This window comes from Paenibacillus sp. PL2-23, from assembly GCF_040834005.1.
In the GTDB taxonomy this organism is placed as follows: Bacteria; Bacillota; Bacilli; order Paenibacillales; family Paenibacillaceae; genus Pristimantibacillus.
On sequence record NZ_CP162129.1, the window covers coordinates 5,142,501 to 5,160,960 of the forward strand.

Here is an 18,460-nt window from a genome sequence, read left to right on the forward strand (position 1 = left end):
TTGGCAAGCACGGACAGCCCCATAATGCCTTCGCCCTGAACCTCAAGGGTTCCTTGTGTAAAAGGAATCGTCAGCGGAATCGACTTAATCGTCCGAACCTGCGCCAGGATGCCCTCGCCAATCGTGCCATTGCCTCGGGTTGACGCCTGCACGAGCACGCCGTTCTCATACGTCAAATTCAGGGTCAAGCCGTCAAACTTGAGCTCGATGACATAGCTTGGGTTCGGCAGCGGCTCCTGGTCGGGGTGTTTGGCATTATAGTCCACGATGCCGCGAAGGACGCGCGCATGCCAAGCCAGCAGATCCTCTTGGTCCTGCGCCTTATCCAGGCTCCATAGCCGCGCGCGATGGCGATGAGGCTCGAAGCCTTTCAGCAGCTCGCCGCCAACACGAAGCGTTGGCGAATCCGGCAGCGTCACGCCGGTCGACCGCTCCAGCGCGATGAGCTCATCGTACAGCTTGTCGTAATCCACGTCGTTCAGCCGGGGCTGGTCGAGCGTGTAATAGTAGTAATTATGCTCCGTAATGAGAGCGATAAGCTCCTTCATCCGATCCATGCTTGCGTTCACGGACAAGCCTCCCCTTCATGGTCGATCTTTCCTGTTCTCCTATCGATTATGTTCAACGCGAGTCCGTCTCATTCCTCTTGCTACAGCTTCGTGAGCGGAGCGAATTCCGACAGCAGACGTTTGATGCCGACAGGCGCAGGGAAAGCGACCTGAAGCTCCTTGTCCTTGCCCGTTCCTTTGACCGCGACAATTGTGCCTTCGCCCCACTTGCCGTGCGCGACGCGATCACCTACCGCGAAATCGCCATTCGAGCCGCCAGCGGCTCCGGCTGGAGCAGGTGCCGCCGCGCCTGTTCCGCCTGTAAGCTTCACGCTGCGCGAAGAGTCGAACGGCGTGCTGACGCGAACGCCGCTGCCGGGGGCTGCCCCGCCTCCGCCGCCCACAATACGGGACGTCCCCGCTCCGAAGCCGCTTTGGCGTGAAGCCGCGCTTGAAGAAGGCGCTCCGCCTCCGCCTGTAAAGCGCGTGCCGCCTGAACGAGCGAAACTGCTCGTCCCGCTTCCTCCGATGCTTGTCGATACGCCCTCGCGTACCGCCTCCGGAATTTCCTCCAGGAACCGCGACGGCGAATTCATCCCCGTCCGCCCGAACAAGGTGCGCATGCGCGCGCAGGTCAAATACAACTTCTCCTCCGCGCGGGTGATGCCGACGTACGCCAGCCTCCGTTCCTCCTCCAGCTCTTCGTTGTCCGCTAGTGCGCGGCTATGCGGGAAAACGGATTCCTCCATCCCGATGATGAACACAACCGGGAACTCCAGGCCCTTGGCGCTGTGCATCGTCATGAGAACAACCGCATCGCCCGCTTTATCATCCTCCTCCTTGTCCTTGTTCATGGAGTCGATGTCCGCGATTAGCGCCAGATCGGTCAAGAACGCGACAAGCGATTTGTCCTCATTGCGCTGCTCGAAGTCCATCGTCACCGACAGGAACTCGTCGATATTTTCCACACGCGCCTTGGATTCCAACGTATTCTCGCGCTGCAGCTCGATCCGGTATTGGGACAGCTCCAGGACCTTCTCCGTCAGCTCCGTCACCGTCAAATAGTCCACCATAGAGGTCAAATTATGAATAAGGCCGTAGAATTCTCCCAGCAGCGTCCTCGTCCGTCCGTTCACATCCACTGGACCCAGATCACCCAACACGCGATAGATGGACGTGCCCCTGCGAGCCGCCTCCTCCTCCAGCTTCGCAACGGTGGTGTCGCCAATGCCGCGCTTCGGAACATTAATGATACGAGTCAAGCTGATGTCATCATCAGGGTTGGAGATCAGCCGCAGGTACGCGAGAATATCCTTAATCTCTTTGCGATCGTAGAACTTAATGCCCCCCACAATCTGATAGGGGATATCGGATTTAATCAGTATTTCCTCTATGACCCGCGATTGCGCATTGGTCCGGTATAGAATGGCATGCTCGGAATAACGACGGCCTTTCGTCACATTCTTGCGAATTTCCCCCGTTACAAAATAACCCTCGTCATGCTCCGAATCCGCCTGATACAGCTGAATCATGTCGCCAGGTCCCTGCTCCGTCCACAGCTTCTTCGGCTTGCGGCCGGTGTTGCGCTTAATAACAGCGTTGGCGGCATCCAGAATGTTGGACGTGGAGCGGTAGTTCTGCTCCAGCATAATCGCCTGAGCCTCGGGATAATCGTTTTCGAAATTCAGGATGTTCGTAATGTCCGCCCCGCGCCACCGATAGATGGACTGATCGCTGTCGCCCACAACACAGATGTTATGATGCTTGTCGGCCAGCATCCGGCACAGCATGTATTGCGCGCGGTTCGTATCCTGGTATTCGTCCACATGGATGTAGCGGAATTTGTTCTGATAAAACTCCAGCACCTCCGGCACTTCCTTGAAGAGCTGGATCGTCTTCATAATCAGGTCGTCGAAGTCGAGCGAGTTGTTGCTCTTCAGACGCTTCTGGTACATCTCATACACCTTGGCCGCCAGTCCGTCAAAATAGTCCCCAATCTTCGCCTCAAAGCTCTGCGGCGTTATCAGCTCATTCTTCGCGCTGCTGATTGTCGCTTGAATCGCCTTCGGCTCAATCTTCTTCGTGTCGATGTTCAGATCCTTCATACAATTCCGGATAACGGACAGCTGATCCGACGAATCCAGGATCGAGAAGTTCGAGGTGTAGCCGATCCGGTCAATGTCCTTCCTCAGAATGCGCACGCACATGGAGTGGAAGGTGGATACCCATATATCGCGTCCGGAAGGGCCGACAAGGGCGCTGACCCTGTCCTGCATTTCGCGGGACGCCTTGTTCGTGAACGTAATTGCAAGGATGCTCCATGGCGCCACCCGCTTCTTCTCGATGAGATATGCGATCCGGTGCGTCAGCACGCGTGTCTTGCCGCTGCCCGCTCCCGCCATGATCAGCAGCGGTCCGTCAGTAGCCTGGACCGCCTCGCGCTGCGGCGGATTCAGCTTCTGAACCGCCTCTTCGATACCTATAGGATTGAACATGCTTAGACTCCTTTTGTTCGCCATTTTGTTCGCCTATTTACAGTTTAGACGGCGCCTGTCGGACTGTCAATTCTCCGTGAATACCCTTATCTTCCAAAAGGCTTTGCCATCTTGCTTGGTGTTAATTCGGCGAATGAACGCCTGCCAATTGTCCGTTTCGGACATGCGGAAGGGTGCATTTAATATCCAGTAGAGGAGGTGATTCTTATGGCCAGCTTAATTCTCCCGCGGTCCTTTACAGTGACGGTTGATTACGACGTACTTAACTACTTCATGACCGTACCGGCCGGCGGCATTACCTTGCCAGCGGCTACGCCAACAGACATCGGTCCTTCTGTTCAGACCTGGCTCGACGGAACGGGGGCTACCGTCACCCAGTTTGCCGTTGATATCAGCACACCGCCTGCCGGAACCGAATATGCGTACCAGCTTATCGTGGACGGGCAGGTGCAGGAGGAAGGTCTTGTAACGAATGTAACGGATACCGTACTGGAGCTTACCTCCGCAGATGCCGCAGCGATCCCTAACCGGTCGCAGATTGTATTTACAATCTTCCAAGTCGTGACCACCTATTCGTAGCAGAGCGACCATCATAACAAACAAGCAGCAACCCTTCGCGCAGAGCGTTGGGTTGCTGCTTGTTTGGATGCTATTTTACCAAAATAAACTGCGCTATAATCTGGGAATTGCTCGGCGGCGGTTCGTCTGATTGGAATGTTAGCCTGCCGGACAGCACACGATAGAGCTGCGGCGCCTGAAGCATGCCATCAACGAATACATTCGTTAGCGAGATAAGTCGCGTCTTCGGAATTCGACTGTCATAGCCATCTACGGCATCCGCCATCGTGAAGGTTCGCTTCTCGCCATCCCCTAGCGCATAATAGTAATAGGTTGCAATGATGGGCCTGCGCCGTCTGCGCTTGCAGCGCTTCCGCTTATTGCTGGCCTTGCGGCAGCCTGATTTCCGTTTAGATGGATAGGTTCTCCGATTCAGCCCCTTCACGAACATGCCCTCACTCCCGCCCCCGACACTCTGCTGCTGTTAGTATAGTCGAGCGGAAGCGTCTTGGACGCCGTCAATCACCTAAATCCGGATGGCTGCTACGGTTGACAGCGCCGCTTCAAGATCGTTGTATATAATATTCCCAACGACGATCGTATGAGCGTGCTCCGCGGCCTGCCGCGCCTTCTCTGCAGAATCGATGCCGCCGCCGTAGAACAGCCTTGCTTGCGACACATGACGCCGAGCCTGCTTCAGCAGCTCCATATCGCCGAACATGCCGCTGTACTCCAAGTAAATAACAGGAAGACGCATAAGCCTGTCCGCCATCCGAACATGGGCAATCACCGCATCTTCGTCCAGGGAGGCGTTGGCCCCCGTCAGCTTTGCGGCCGTCGCGTCCTCGTTCAATATGATATAACCCTGGGCAGCTGTCTCCTCCCACGGCACGAATGTGCCGTACTCGCGCAGGCCCTCGATTTGTTTGCCAATAATCCACTCGACCCGTTCCGTGTTCAGCACAAGCGGCACAAAATAACCATCGAAGCCCGGCACGGCTCCATCAAGCGTGGAAACCTCCAGCGCGCAATCCACCTCATACCGCCGCACCCTCGACATTAAATCCACCGTATTCTCAAACGTGACGCCGCTGGACCCTCCAACTAAGATCGCATCCGTACCCGACATACACAAAGCATCCAGCGCCTCATCCGAAATATCCTTGTCGGGATCAAGCTTGAATACATGCCGCCATCCTGAATACCACGCCTCACTCATCTCTCCACACGCCTCACTTTTCACTCGGCTTCACTGTTCCGCTCAAGCGGAGTCAGAGCACAGCCGGCTCCACTCCAACTCCGCTTCTACGCCAAATTCTATGCTATGACAGGCTGTGCGGCATGTCAAACCTGTGCGCATTGCTGAAGCTGGTGCTGCCTGACCTAATAGACCCATGTTTAGGGCGCTACTTCGGGAGCCAGCCTGGAGGAGCCTCACTTTTTCTTTACTGCTTCCTCCAGTCTCGCGATCTCCCGCAAGTCTTGCGGCAACGGTGCCGATAGTCGTCTCAGATAAGCCAATGCCTCCGCAGCATCGCCATTCTCCTGCGTGATGCCCTGCTCGGCCAGCCGCGCAAGCACGCGCAGCGCGTAATCGCTCCCTTCCTCCTCGTAGGCTGCGATCGCTTCTTCGTATTTATTTTGCAGAATGAGGCGGTCTCCCTCCAGCATGCCCTGCTCCGAGATTCGGAATAGAGGGGCTGCCGTTTCTTGATCCAAATAATGCCCCGCCGAGCTGGACAGCTTGCGTCCTTCCGCATCATAAGCTTCGACAGACCAAATAAACTCGCCCCCGGGATGCAGCCTTCCGAGGAGGCCCGACGACAGCAGAATGGCCGACCCGTCTTTTGCGAAAGACTTCCCCGAGCTTCCCGCCGAAATGCCAGCCAGCTCTCCTAATGAATAGCTTACGGTTGTAGAGGTATAATGCTGATCAGACAACTCCGCAGTCGCACCGCCGCTATACTCCCCGTCTTCACCGCGGAACGGCGTTGTCATGTACAGCTTGTAATATGCCGCGCCCTCGTAAGGCTCCCAGTGAAAGGCAATCTCATCCCCCTCAACCACTTCATTCCTTGAAGGTGCTACAATCTGAACTTGGCGATGGAAGTCGATATCATGCGAGGCGGTGACGCCTTTCTTTGCCGTGAATGTTTGCCCGGGCTGCTCGGCAAGGACATAACCCGCAATCTGCTCCGGGAGCAGACCGACGCCGGCTTCATACTCCTTAGGCTTCAGATCATAAAACCGATACTTACCCTCTCCGTCCGTAATGGTCATTGGATACTGAGGGAAAGGATTGGAGTAATAACCGGCTGCATTCGCCTCGACAAGAAACACAAGCGCATTCGGTACAGGAGAGCCGCCTATCCTCAGAACGCCCTCTACAGAAGGCTTTGCATCCTGCCGTTCATGCCGGGATTGCAGAATGTTAAGATAGGCTTCAAGTTCCTCCTCCCAGCCTGGTACCGCCCCGGCAAGCTCTCGCAGCAGTTTTTCAGCTTGCTCCCACTGGCTGCTCCAAAAATAGTGCTTCGCTAGCCGGTAGTGTATGTCATCCATCGCATGTCCGCTGTCGTAACGCTTCACCAATTGCTCGACCTTCACCGCTGCCGCTTCTCGTTGCTCGGTCGTTGCGGCATTGCCGCTGCCGGAAAGCCCCCACCCTAACGAAGATATGAAAATCCTATTTTCACCGTTAGAATCTATTCGATCAACGTACTCGTAAGCCAGCTCATTCGCAGCAGGCTTCGCATAGCGGCTGTCCGGGAACCACTCCAGAACCGCAGCCGAATACCCATTATAATAAAGCAGCGATGGAAGCTGGTTATAGCCGAACCACCCCAACAGAAGGACAGACGCAAGCACGCCCAGCAATGTCCTCAGCTTTATTCTCATTAAGGCCTCCCCTCCTTGCGAAGCTGAGACTCGTAGAAAACCCCTGCATCGGTCGCGATCAGCCTTTCATTCGATAACGGCGTCTCCGCAAAAACAAAGCTGGATTCCTCCTTCAAGGAAATAACCTGCCTCCAGCCGGCCAGCGGAAGCACAAGCAGCAGAAGGAGTATGACTCCGATGACAGGCGCTGGAATGACAATCTCCTTCTTCCAGAAGGATACCGGCTGCCTGATGGCGCGAAGCACCTCTCGTCGGCTCGACTCATCAAATGTAATGGAAGCCGCCTCATCCTTCAGCCTTTTTCGAATGTGCTTATCCTCCCAATGTTCGTCCATGCTCCCATCCCCCCTCTTGCAATTGTTGCTTCAGCTTGCCCCTGGCACGCATCAACTTGCTCTTCACCGTACCCTCCGGCTCACCCAGCACCTCGGCTATATCCGCCGTGCGCAAATCATGGAAATAGTGAAGCACAACGACCTCCCTGTATTTGAACGGGAGCTTGCCGATCTCCTCTCGAAGCGTCATCCGGTCTGCCCACTCCGCATCACCAGGCTGTGGGGCCGGTCGCCGTTCAAAAGCATCACTCTGTGCCATATCATCATCCGTTACGGTTAGGTTAAGAAACAGACGCTTCCATGCGGCTTTCCGCATGCTGCTTCGGCATAATTGAACGGCTATTCGCAGCAGCCAGCCCCGGAGAGAGCCCTCTCCCCGGAATTGCCCAATGCGCCGGTATGCAAGGATGAACGTCTCCTGCGACACATCCTCGGCCAAATGCCGGTCACCAAGCATCAGCACCGCCGTGCGCAATATATCGCTGCCGTATCGGTCCATTAAGCACACCGTTGCCGCCTCATTCCCTGCTCGCAGGCCCTCCACCAATCGCTTCTCCTCGTCCACTCCATCACCTGCCTTAATGAACACCTGTTCTATGTATAGAGATGCTTCCAGCAGCAAGTTTGGTTGCATCAAAGGTTTTGAAAAAAAGGCTGCCTCCCGAGGAGACAGCCTTCGTATTCGTATGCAGGGCCATCGGCACTGCAGCTCTATTTCACCAGCTGCCCACGCGTAACGCCCAGCTGGTTCGTTGCCTTCAGGCTGCGCCATACCTGCGTGCCGCTGATGCGGCCGTCCAGGGCGTCGCGGTAAAGGGACAGCACCTCGCCCACCTTCTCGCCCGGCTCTTCCAGAAACTCGACGCGGAAGTGGGACACGCCCAGCTCCACAAAGTTTTTGATATATTCGGCGCCGGACTGCTCAATGGCGTTGTACACGGTGTTGCGGCAGCCCTCGTCCACGCGGACGGGATGGGACATGCCGATTCGATCCTGCAGCGACGCGCGGGATTCCTCGCAGGGACGGCCGCAGTTCGTAAAGTTGGTGCCTTCGCTCATGAACGTACAGTAGACGCAATGCTCCGTATGGAACATGGGCAGATGCTGGTGGATGACAACCTCCAGCCTCGATGTGTCCGAACGCTCCAGCAGATCAACCATCTGCTGAATGTTGAGATCATAAGACGGCGTAATCAGGTCAACGCCTACCTCCGTGAACAGCTTAACCGCTTTGTGGTTCGCTACGTTCAGCGAGAAATCCCCGATCAGCTTAGGGAATGGCTGTCCCGGATTGGCGGCGCGGGCGCGCAGGTAGTAATAGAGCGCTCCCGTGTTGCGAACCAGCACAGCATCCGGCTTCAGCTTCAGAATATTCGCATGGTAGCCGTTCTCGCCTGGCATATGAATACGCGGCGTCGCCAGCGCGATCGGCACGCCCGCCTTGCGGCAAGCCTCCACCGCTGCCGGGAACTGCTTGATGAACTCGAAGTCGGCATAAATATAGGAGACGCCGCCGTATTGAATGGCCGCTTCCACCTGCTCCAGGCTCCGGCAAAGCGCGGTCAGCTCAGCTTTGGTGCCGCTGCGCTTCGAGATAAGCTCCGCCCGGTTGTTCTCATGCGCGTCCGCGAACGCATCGACTTCACGCTTGATGTAGACAGGCGGCTTGGGACGCTCGCCTGCCAGCTGCTCTACCGCTTCGCGGCGCATCCGGTTCAGCTCGCGCACAGGGACAATCAGCTCGCCCTGAAGCTCCACCTCGATGCCGTCAAGCTGATAGACCGTTCCGCCGAGACGTCCCAGCTGATCCGCCAGCAGCGCTTCGTCCATGGGACGCTTCTGCGCAGCCTCCAGCGGCATCTCGGATTCCACCTCGACCGTCGTGCCTTTGTGCACATCGGTCCATACCGTACGAAGCGGCTCGCCGGCGACACCCGTCACACGGACATGCAGCGGAAATACACGATACGGCTTCTCCGTCTCGAACGTGGCGCGCAGACGCTTGTCCAGCGCGGGATCGCTTGTCTTCCATACACGATCGCCCACATGCACCTTGCGCAGGTCAACGTCATTACGGCCCGGCACCAGCTCGATCAAGGCGCCCTCCGGCGCCTCGCCCTCAAGCTTCACCCCTTGGCGTCGCACGTCATAGACGCGCCCGCCCTCTTCCTTCTTCGTGGGATCGCCGGCATCGAACACGATGCCGTCGCCGCGCTTCACCGGCGCATCGAGACGAACCGTCACCGCATCGCGCATAATCCGCTCTACACGCCCCAGGTAGACGCCGCGGCTCTTCGGGAATGTGCCTTCCACCAGCTCCTTGTTGTTCGTCCCTTGCAGGAAGCCGTGCGTGAAGCCGCGCGAGAAGCTTTGCTGCAGCTCCCTCACTTCCTCCTTGGAAGGCTTCGAGCGGTCGCCGTCGAAATACTTGTCGATAGCCGCGCGGTACTTGCTCACGACGTTCGCCACATACTCAGGACTCTTCAGGCGTCCTTCGATCTTGAACGATGTAACACCCGCCTCGATCAGCTCGGGTACGATATCAATGGCTGCCAGGTCCTTCGGCGACAGCAGATAAGCGATATCGCCCATAGGCTTATGCTCGCCGTCGACCATCAGATCATACGGCAGTCGGCATGCCTGCGCGCATTCGCCGCGATTGGCGGAGCGCCCGCCCCACATCTCGGAGGTCAGGCATTGGCCGGAGTAAGACACACATAACGCGCCATGCACGAATACCTCCATCGGCAGCTTCGCCTGCTCGCCGATCGTCTTGATTTGTTTCAGGTTATTTTCGCGGCCAAGCACCACTCGTTCCATATCATACGGCTTCGTAAATTCAACGGCCTCAGGCGACGTAATCGTCATCTGCGTCGAGCCATGGATCGGGAAATCCGGCGACAGCTCGCGAATCAGCTTCACGAGACCCAGATCCTGCACGATCACAGCGTCAACACCGGCGTCGATACACATCTCAATCAGCTTCTGAGCGTCTCTCAGCTCGTCCTCAAACACAAGAATGTTGAACGTCAGGAAGCCCTTGACTCCATACGTGTGCAGGAACGCCATAATTTCCGGCAGCTCTTCGCTGCGGAAGTTGTTGGCGCGGGCTCTGGCGTTGAACTTCTCCACCCCGAAGAAGATCGCGTCCGCTCCATTCGCCACGGCGGCCCTCATGCAATCCCAGTCGCCGGCCGGAGCCAGCAGTTCTATATCCGATCTTGTTATTCCGTTCATCTTCATCTATGATTGTTCCTCTCATCGTTCCTGCGGCTATGCAAGCCGGTAGCTTCCTTTAGTTTAACAAAGGCCAGCGCCCGATTCCAGTGAACATGACTGGTATTTTACCGTTTACTCCTACGAAATAATCGTCTGAAGCCGTCCAACAGCAATGATGCACGCTCCGGTTGGCGCCAAGCCTTTTCACATTTGCCGAGTTATTATGTTATTTTGCCAAAATGAGGTTGCACACATCTGTTGCGCAGTGGGAAATGCTATACTAGTGCTGACAAACGAATTTTAATCCAATCATTGGATTCAGGAGGGTACACATTTATGAAGTTAGGCGTATTCAGCGTATTGTTCTCGCAAAAACCGTTCGAGGAGACTCTGGACTACATCGCCTCCAAAGGCCTTGAGGCCATCGAGATCGGAACGGGCGGCTATCCCGGCAACGCGCATTGCAACCCGGATGTGCTTCTGGCCGACGCCGGCAAACTGAAAGCGTTTAAGCAAGCGGTTGAATCGCGTGGACTTATCATTAGCGCGCTCAGCTGCCACGCCAATCCGCTGCATCCGCAGAAGGCGCTTGCCGCACCGGACGACGCGATCATTCGTCAAACGATTGAGCTTGCGAATCGTTTGGAAGTCGAAGTCGTCAACACCTTCTCCGGCTGCCCGGGCGACCATGAGGACGCCAAATATCCCAATTGGCCGGTTGCTCCATGGCCGAATGATTTCCAGGATATTCTGAAATGGCAGTGGGAGCAGAAGGTTATTCCGTATTGGTCCGAAATCGGCGGCATTGCGGAAGCGGCAGGCGTGAAGATCGGTCTGGAGCTGCATGGCGGGTTCTCCGTTCACAGCCCGGCTACATTAATTCGCCTTCGCGAAGCGGCAGGCAAAGCGATCGGCGCCAACCTGGATCCGAGCCATATGTGGTGGCAAGGCATTGACCCGGTACAAGCGGTACATATACTCGGCCGTGCCGGCGCTATTCATCACTTCCATGCCAAGGACACGACGATTGACCCGATCAACGTCAACCATCACGGCGTAACAGACATGCAATCCTATTCGCTTATGCTGGATCGCGCTTGGCAGTTCCGCACAGTAGGCTTCGGTCACGACATGAAGGTTTGGGCTGACATTATTAGCGCGCTTCGCCTCGTCGGCTACGACTACGTCGTCAGCATCGAGCATGAGGACGGTCTGATGTCTGTGGAAGAAGGCTTCACCAAAGCCGTTCAGAACCTGCAGCAGGTGCTGATCCGCGAGCCGCTGGGCGAGATGTGGTGGGTGTAAGCGAATATTGCGAAAAAAAAGCACCGCCGGACTCCGGCGGTGCTTCTTATTGGGCTTCAATTAGCCTTTCACACGGATCAAGCCAAATTCAAAAATCATGACGTAGTCGATGAACAGGAACAATCCGAGCGATACAGCCGTGAATCCAATCGCAAACAGGTTCTTCCGAGGGCGCGCCATCAACAGCCGCACAAAACCAATTGCGAGAATTACAGTAAGGGCCAGCATAAAAAAGTCGAATGGTTCAAAGCCTTTGACAACCTCTGTCGCTTCTTCCGCCAAAAACATAAGGGGACCTCCTTTAGTCACACGTAACCTAATATTACTCTATGTTAGCTTTTAGGCGCTTTGGATGCAAGTCTCAATCGACTTTCGTAACAACTTTGTCACGATTAGAGTGGCGTGATCCATTACGCATCTTCATCTATTCTGACACCGCTTTCCCATTCTTAAAATGTCCCAATACGACTTCAACTATAACCTTGTCTTTCCGAGTCCCGAACCCCAACTATATTTTTGCACAATTTCACACAAATTATATCAAGCAAGATCAAAGAGAAAACCCGAATTCCACGAGACGACATTGCGGAATCCGGATCATCATTTTATCGATATACACACATTCCTCTTACTGTCACCGACGCTGCATGTCCATTATTCCGTAGCTGAAGCTCCCGCGCCGACATGCTCCTTATTACCGCTGCGCTGAAGCGTTCGCTCGCGGTCCCTCTCCAGAATCGGCTTCAGATATCGGCCAGTATACGACTGCTCCACCTTCACCACCTGCTCCGGTGTGCCGGTCGCGACGATGGTGCCGCCGCCGCTGCCGCCCTCCGGTCCAAGATCAATTAAATAATCGGCTGTCTTGATGACGTCGAGATTATGCTCAATGACAAGGACGGACTCGCCGGAATCCACGAGACGATGAAGCACATGGAGCAGACGGTCGATATCATGCACATGCAGACCCGTCGTCGGCTCATCCAGAATGTAGAGCGTCTTGCCTGTACTGCGGCGATACAGCTCCGCCGCCAGCTTCACGCGCTGAGCTTCTCCGCCGGATAATGTGGTGGCTGGCTGCCCCAGCTTCATGTAGCCGAGACCCACGTCCAGCAGCGTCTGCACCTTGCGGTGAATGCGCGGTATGTTCTCGAAGAAGGAGCAGCTGTCTTCAATCGTCATCTCCAGCACTTCCGCAATGTTCTTGCCCTTGTACTTCACCTCAAGCGTCTCCCGGTTGTAACGCGCGCCCTTACAAATTTCACATGGCACATAGACGTCCGGGAGGAAGTGCATCTCGATCTTGATAATGCCGTCGCCTCGGCAGGCCTCGCAGCGGCCGCCCTTGACGTTGAAGCTGAAGCGGCCCTTCTTGTAGCCGCGCACCTTGGACTCATTGGTGCTGGCGTACAAATCCCGGATATCGTCGAACACGCTCGTATAGGTCGCTGGATTGGAGCGAGGCGTCCGTCCGATAGGCGACTGGTCAATGTCGATTACCTTCTCCAGATGCTCCAGTCCACGGAATTCCTTGTACTGGCCGGGGCGAACCTTCGCTTTGTTCAAGTCACGCGCCAGCGTCTTGTACAGAATTTCGTTCACGAACGTCGACTTGCCGGAGCCAGACACACCCGTCACGGCGGTAAATACGCCAAGCGGAATCTTCACATGAATATTGCGAAGATTGTTTTCCTTGGCGCCGCGCACCTCCAGCCACTTGTCGCTGGTTGCCCGGCGCTCCAGCGGAACCTCGATGAATCTGCGGCCGCTCAAGTATTGACCGGTCAACGACTTCTCGTCCTCCATGACCTCCTTCGGCGTGCCCTCCGCTATAATCTGGCCGCCGTGAATGCCCGCTCCCGGCCCAATATCAATAATATAATCCGCAGCAAGCATCGTATCTTCGTCGTGCTCCACCACGATAAGCGTATTGCCCAGGTTGCGCATATGCTCCAGCGTCTGAATCAGTCGATCATTGTCCCGCTGATGGAGGCCAATGCTGGGTTCATCCAGAATGTACAGTACGCCCATCAGGCTTGAGCCAATCTGCGTCGCCAGACGAATGCGCTGCGCCTCGCCCCCCGACAATGTGCCCGCTGCCCGGCTGAGCGTCAAATATTCCAGCCCGACATTAACCAGGAAGCCGAGCCGGCTGTTGATTTCCTTCAAAATCAGATGCCCAATCGTCTGCTCCTTAGGCGTGAGCGGCAAGCTCTCAAAATATCGCTGTGCCTCCCCAATAGACAGGTTCGTCACATGCGAGATATTCTGATCGCCGATCGTGACGGCGAGTGTCTCCTTGCGCAGACGCTGTCCCTTGCAGCTGCCGCATGGCTTCGCGCTCATGTACCCTTCAATATGCTCCCGCATCATCTCAGATGGCGTATCGCGGTAGCGGCGCTCCAGATTGTTCACAATGCCCTCGAAGGGAACAAACGCTTCCTTCCGATGGCCGAAGTCGTTCTCATAGACGAAGCGCACCTTCTCCCCGCCCGTACCATACAGCAGCTTCTTCATCTGATCGGCAGGGATATCCCCTACCGGAACGTCCTCCGGAATATCGTAATGCTTGCAGACGGAGCTGAGGAACTGCGGATAATAGTTCGACGTGCTGCCCGCCCATGCCAGAAACGCGCCTTGCGCAATGGTCTTGGTCATATCCGGCACAAGCAGCTCCGGGTCGACGATCATCTTCGCGCCCAGACCGTCGCACTCCGGACAAGCGCCGTACGGACTGTTGAATGAGAACATACGGGGAGCCAGCTCCTCGATGCTGAAGCCGCACTCCGGACAAGCCAGATTGGAGCTGAACAGCAGCTCCTCCTTCTCCATCACATCGACCAGCACCCGGCCCTCCGCCAGCTTCAAGGCCGTCTCCAGCGAGTCCGCCAGCCGCGCATGAATATCGGGCTTCACCACAATCCGGTCTACGACGACCTCAATATTATGCTTCTTGTTCTTCTCAAGCTCGATCTTCTCGCTCAGCTCCCGCAGCTCGCCGTTCACACGAACGCGGACGAAGCCTTGCTTCTGAACATCGGCAAGCAGCTTCGTATGCTCGCCCTTGCGTCCGGACACCAGCGGCGCCAAAATTTGCAGCTTCGTGCGCTCTGGATATTCCATGATGCGATCGACCATCTGCTGCACGGTCTGCGACGTAATCTCGATGCCATGGTCCGGGCAATGCGGACGCCCGATCCGGGCGAACAGCAGACGGAGATAATCGTAAATTTCCGTCACGGTGCCCACTGTAGAGCGCGGATTGCGGCTGGTCGTCTTCTGGTCGATGGAGATGGCCGGGGACAAGCCGTCGATGGAATCCACGTCCGGCTTCTCCATCTGTCCAAGAAATTGGCGGGCATAGGCGCTTAACGACTCCACATAGCGGCGCTGCCCCTCCGCGTAGATCGTGTCGAAGGCGAGCGACGATTTGCCGGAGCCGCTCAGCCCCGTCAGCACAACGAACTTGTCGCGGGGAATCGTTACGTCAATATTTTTGAGATTGTGGGCGCGGGCGCCCTTCACTACGATCTTGTCACTAGCCACTTGCTTCTCCTCCTGTCATCCCACCTCGGCGCGCAGCTCCAGCAGAGCGTCGCGCAGCTCGGCCGCACGCTCAAACTGCAGGCTCTTCGCCGCTTCCTTCATCTCGCTCTCCAGTCTCTCAATCAGCGACTGGCGTTCCTTCTTCGTCATATTGCCCGTACCTGCGCCTGTCAAATAGTCTGCCTTCTGCTCCGCGACCTTGGTCGCTTCGATGACATCGTGCACGCGCTTGCGGATCGTCTGCGGCTGAATGCCATGCTTCTCATTGAACGCCTCCTGAATGGCGCGGCGGCGCTCCGTCTCCTTGATCGCGCGGTCCATGGAATCCGTCACCTTGTCCGCGAACATAATGACTCTGCCCTCCGAGTTCCTGGCCGCCCGGCCAATTGTCTGGATCAGCGAGCGGTCGGAGCGAAGGAAGCCTTCCTTGTCCGCGTCCAGGATCGCAACCAACGACACCTCCGGCAGGTCAAGGCCTTCCCGGAGCAGGTTAATGCCCACAAGCACATGGAACACACCCAGGCGCAAATCCCGCAGAATCGCCAGACGCTCCAGCGTCTTAATATCGGAGTGCAGATACCGTACCTTGATGCCAACTTCCTTCAGATAATCCGTCAAATCCTCTGCCATCTTCTTCGTCAGCGTCGTCACGAGCACCCGCTCGTCCTTGGCAATCCGGTCGCGGATCTCCTCCAGCAGATTGTCGATCTGTCCCTTGGAGGGACGAATATCAATCAGAGGGTCCAGCAGCCCCGTCGGACGGATAATCTGCTCCGTCATGCTTGGGCAATGCTCCAGCTCATACGGACCCGGCGTTGCGGAAACGTAGATCAGCTGCTTCGTCTTCTCCTCGAACTCCTCAAAGCGAAGCGGCCGGTTGTCCATCGCCGAGGGCAAGCGAAAGCCGTGATTAACAAGCATCTCCTTACGCGCCCGGTCGCCGTTGAACATGGCCCGAATCTGCGGCAGAGACACGTGAGACTCGTCAATGACAACCACCATGTCTTCCGGAAAATAATCCAGCAGCGTATAAGGCGTTGCCCCCCGCTCCCGGAACGTCAGCGGACCCGAGTAGTTCTCGATGCCCGAGCAAAAGCCCATCTCCGCCATCATCTCCAGATCATAGCGAGTTCTCTGCTCCAGCCGCTGCGCTTCCAGCAGCTTGCCCGCCTCCCTCAGCTCCGCCAGCCTCTCCTCCAGCTCCCGCTCGATATTGACGAGAGCCAGCTTCATCGTCTCCTCCCGCGTCACAAAGTGGGAGGCCGGGAATATCGCTGCATGCTCCCGTTCGCCGACAATCTCCCCTGTGAGCACGTCAATCTCGGTAATTCGCTCAATCTCGTCGCCGAACAGCTCTACCCGAATGGCCCGCTCGTTGTTCGCGACAGGGAATATCTCCACAATGTCCCCGCGCACCCGGAACGTGCCTCGCGTGAAGCTGATATCGTTGCGGGCGTACTGAATGTCGACCAGCTTGCGCAGAATGGCGTCGCGCGGCTTCTCCATGCCAACACGCAGAGACAGGACCATGCTGCTGTATTCGGTAGGCGAGCCGAGGCCGTATATACAGGACACGCTCGCTACAATGATGACATCCCGCCTGTCGAACAGCGCGCTTGTAGCGGAGTGGCGGAGCTTGTCGATCTCGTCGTTGATGCTGGAATCCTTCTCGATGAATGTATCTGTGGATGGGATGTAGGCTTCCGGTTGGTAGTAGTCATAATAGCTGACGAAGTATTCAACCGCGTTGTCGGGGAAGAAGGACTTGAACTCGCTGCACAGCTGCGCTGCGAGCGTCTTGTTGTGGGCAATGACTAGCGTGGGACGGTTCAGCTCCGCAATCGCGTTCGCGATCGTATACGTCTTGCCCGTGCCCGTCGCTCCCAGCAGCGTCTGATGCCGCTTGCCGGCCTTCACGCCTTCCACGAGCTCCCGAATCGCTTTGGGCTGATCGCCTTGCGGCTTGTATTCCGACTTTAATTGAAATCTCTCATTATCCGGCACATCTTGCATAGCTTCTCTTCCCCCCAGCCCTTTCTGCTTATCTTCATTATAGTCAATGTTGCGAGTGGTTTATATCCAAAGGAAATATCCGTTCCCGAAAGTGTTTCGTTTTATAAGAATGTGTGTTCCCATTCATTATAGCGTTTACTGCCAGCCGATGCAATGACCCGCGGCTCGCTTTCGGAATTGTAAATATTTTTACAAACTAGATCTGATATGGTAGTCTACTTAGCAAAATCACATGAGATAAATGTAAATTGGCAATCAGTATGCGCCACGATGTTATTGCGGCGCGCGGAGCGGGTGAAGCAGAGGATGAGAGCAATACTTATTGATGATGAAAGACTGGCATTGATTCGAATGGAGCAAATGGTGAGAGCCATAGACGGAATGGAAGTTCTGGGCATGTTCATGGACCCCGCAGAAGCGATGGCGCAAGTCGCAACGGACCGGCCGGACATTATATTTCTGGATATTCAAATGCCTGAGATCAGCGGACTGGACTTGGCCGTGCACATTCATGAATGCTCGCCCGAGACCGAGATTGTATTCGTGACGGCTTATGACCAATATGCATTGGAGGCCTTTAACGTACAAGCCCTGGACTATCTGCTGAAGCCGGTCTCAAGCGAGCGGCTCGCGCAGGCGGTGGAGCGCATTCGCAAGTGCAGCAAGGGGAGGGAGTCTGTGCTGGGCGATGCGGCGAAGCAAGCGCGTCCGGCTGTAGGGGTGAGGTGTATGGGAAGCTTGGAGCTGCTGCTTGAGGGACAGGCGCCGATTCGGCTGAAGTGGCGAACAGCCAAGATTAAGGAGCTCTTTGCATATTTGCTTCATAACAGGGGGCAAGTCATTAGCAGGGATATGCTGATCGAGCTGCTGTGGCCGGAGGTTGAGGAGAAGGCGGGCATTGTCAATTTGCAGACAAGCGTTTATCGAATCCGGACAATGATGAAGGAGCTTGGCTTGCAAGATGCCTTGCGTCTGGGTTATTCACAGTACGGCTACAGACTGGAGGCAGAAGGCGTCGTACTGGATTCCGAGCGGTGGGATGCCGAGTTGAGGGTGCTGCCTCCCCTCTCCGAAGCGACGGCAGATGCCCATCTGCGCGTATTTCACGCGTATGAAGGGGACTACTGGGGCGAAGACAGCTACTTCTGGGCGGAGCCTGAGCGTCGGCGACTGAAGTCGATGTGGCGGCATCATGCCGGCGAGCTGGCGGAATATTATCAGGGCATCGGGAAGCATCGCGAGGCTCTTGCCCTCTATGGCCGTATGATCAAGCTGGATCCTGCGCTGGAGCAAGCGCATTGGGCCATTATGCGCATATATGATGGAATGAATGACCGAAGCTCGGTCCATGCACAGTATGAGCTTCTGGCAGCCGCACTGGAGCAATCGGCCGGTATTCAGCCAGACCCTGCTCTTATAGCCTGGTACGAGCAATGGAGCAGCGGGAATAAGTGATCTCCTGCAAGCCTCCCATACATAGTATGGAATAGACGCGAACTGGAAGCCGTGAATAGCGGCTGCATCCGGTCGCGTCTTTTTTTGT

At 56.1% G+C, this 18,460-nt stretch carries 14 protein-coding genes (1 of these 14 running past the window's edge); 3 read left to right on the forward strand and 11 right to left on the reverse strand.

Annotated features, from left to right (window positions below; all coding sequences use genetic code 11):
- On the reverse strand, positions 1 to 557 hold the 5' end (the start) of the coding sequence (ligA, locus tag AB1S56_RS22860; protein ID WP_340872874.1) for an NAD-dependent DNA ligase LigA. The gene continues 1,444 nt to the left of window position 1, outside the view; the window shows 557 of its 2,001 coding nt (coding positions 1–557); it begins with the start codon at positions 555 to 557; its stop codon lies off the left edge, out of view.
- 92 nt (positions 558 to 649) lie between these two features.
- Positions 650 to 3,043 carry a DNA helicase PcrA gene (pcrA, locus tag AB1S56_RS22865; protein ID WP_340872873.1) on the reverse strand — a complete coding sequence of 798 codons (2,394 nt, stop codon included), beginning with the start codon at positions 3,041 to 3,043 and terminating at the stop codon, positions 650 to 652.
- Between the two features lie 207 nt (positions 3,044 to 3,250).
- Here pcrA and AB1S56_RS22870 point away from each other — a divergent pair, with 207 nt between their 5' ends.
- The gene (locus AB1S56_RS22870) at positions 3,251 to 3,622 is read left to right on the forward strand and encodes a hypothetical protein (protein ID WP_340872872.1); all 372 of its coding nucleotides are present in this window, start codon (positions 3,251 to 3,253) and stop codon (positions 3,620 to 3,622) included.
- Between the two features lie 70 nt (positions 3,623 to 3,692).
- Here AB1S56_RS22870 and AB1S56_RS22875 read toward each other — a convergent pair whose 3' ends face one another.
- The 6 genes from AB1S56_RS22875 to AB1S56_RS22900 form a co-directional block, all read right to left on the reverse strand.
- A complete protein-coding gene (locus AB1S56_RS22875) occupies positions 3,693 to 4,052 on the reverse strand; it encodes a DUF4183 domain-containing protein (protein WP_340872871.1) in 360 nt (119 codons plus the stop codon).
- A 75-nt stretch (positions 4,053 to 4,127) separates the two neighbouring features.
- Positions 4,128 to 4,820: a heptaprenylglyceryl phosphate synthase gene (locus AB1S56_RS22880; RefSeq protein ID WP_340872870.1), complete on the reverse strand. Its 693-nt coding sequence runs from the start codon at positions 4,818 to 4,820 to the stop codon at positions 4,128 to 4,130.
- 215 nt (positions 4,821 to 5,035) lie between these two features.
- Positions 5,036 to 6,499 carry a hypothetical protein gene (locus AB1S56_RS22885; RefSeq protein ID WP_340872869.1) on the reverse strand — a complete coding sequence of 488 codons (1,464 nt, stop codon included), beginning with the start codon at positions 6,497 to 6,499 and terminating at the stop codon, positions 5,036 to 5,038.
- Entirely contained in the window at positions 6,499 to 6,834 is a 336-nt protein-coding gene (locus AB1S56_RS22890) for a hypothetical protein (RefSeq protein WP_340872868.1), read from the reverse strand. The genes AB1S56_RS22885 and AB1S56_RS22890 overlap by 1 nt, the downstream gene beginning before the upstream one ends.
- On the reverse strand, positions 6,812 to 7,399 hold the full coding sequence (locus AB1S56_RS22895; protein WP_340872865.1) for a sigma-70 family RNA polymerase sigma factor: 588 nt from the start codon (positions 7,397 to 7,399) through the stop codon (positions 6,812 to 6,814). The genes AB1S56_RS22890 and AB1S56_RS22895 overlap by 23 nt, the downstream gene beginning before the upstream one ends.
- Before the next feature lie 146 nt (positions 7,400 to 7,545).
- Positions 7,546 to 10,077: a DUF3656 domain-containing protein gene (locus tag AB1S56_RS22900; RefSeq protein WP_340872864.1), complete on the reverse strand. Its 2,532-nt coding sequence runs from the start codon at positions 10,075 to 10,077 to the stop codon at positions 7,546 to 7,548.
- Between the two features lie 312 nt (positions 10,078 to 10,389).
- Between AB1S56_RS22900 and AB1S56_RS22905 the strand changes: the two genes are divergently transcribed.
- The gene (locus AB1S56_RS22905; protein WP_340872863.1) at positions 10,390 to 11,358 is read left to right on the forward strand and encodes a sugar phosphate isomerase/epimerase; all 969 of its coding nucleotides are present in this window, start codon (positions 10,390 to 10,392) and stop codon (positions 11,356 to 11,358) included.
- Between the two features lie 60 nt (positions 11,359 to 11,418).
- Here AB1S56_RS22905 and AB1S56_RS22910 read toward each other — a convergent pair whose 3' ends face one another.
- From AB1S56_RS22910 to uvrB, 3 genes are all read right to left on the reverse strand, one after another.
- Positions 11,419 to 11,646, reverse strand: coding sequence for a hypothetical protein (locus tag AB1S56_RS22910; protein WP_340872862.1), 228 nt, complete (start codon positions 11,644 to 11,646; stop codon positions 11,419 to 11,421).
- 366 nt (positions 11,647 to 12,012) lie between these two features.
- A complete protein-coding gene (gene uvrA / locus AB1S56_RS22915) occupies positions 12,013 to 14,904 on the reverse strand; it encodes an excinuclease ABC subunit UvrA (protein ID WP_340872860.1) in 2,892 nt (963 codons plus the stop codon).
- A gap of 15 nt (positions 14,905 to 14,919) precedes the next feature.
- Positions 14,920 to 16,917, reverse strand: a complete 1,998-nt coding sequence (uvrB, locus tag AB1S56_RS22920) for an excinuclease ABC subunit UvrB (RefSeq protein ID WP_340872859.1) — start codon at positions 16,915 to 16,917, stop codon at positions 14,920 to 14,922.
- A gap of 306 nt (positions 16,918 to 17,223) precedes the next feature.
- Here uvrB and AB1S56_RS22925 point away from each other — a divergent pair, with 306 nt between their 5' ends.
- Entirely contained in the window at positions 17,224 to 18,372 is a 1,149-nt protein-coding gene (locus AB1S56_RS22925) for a response regulator (protein WP_340872858.1), read from the forward strand.
- The last annotated feature ends 88 nt before the right edge of the window (positions 18,373 to 18,460 follow it).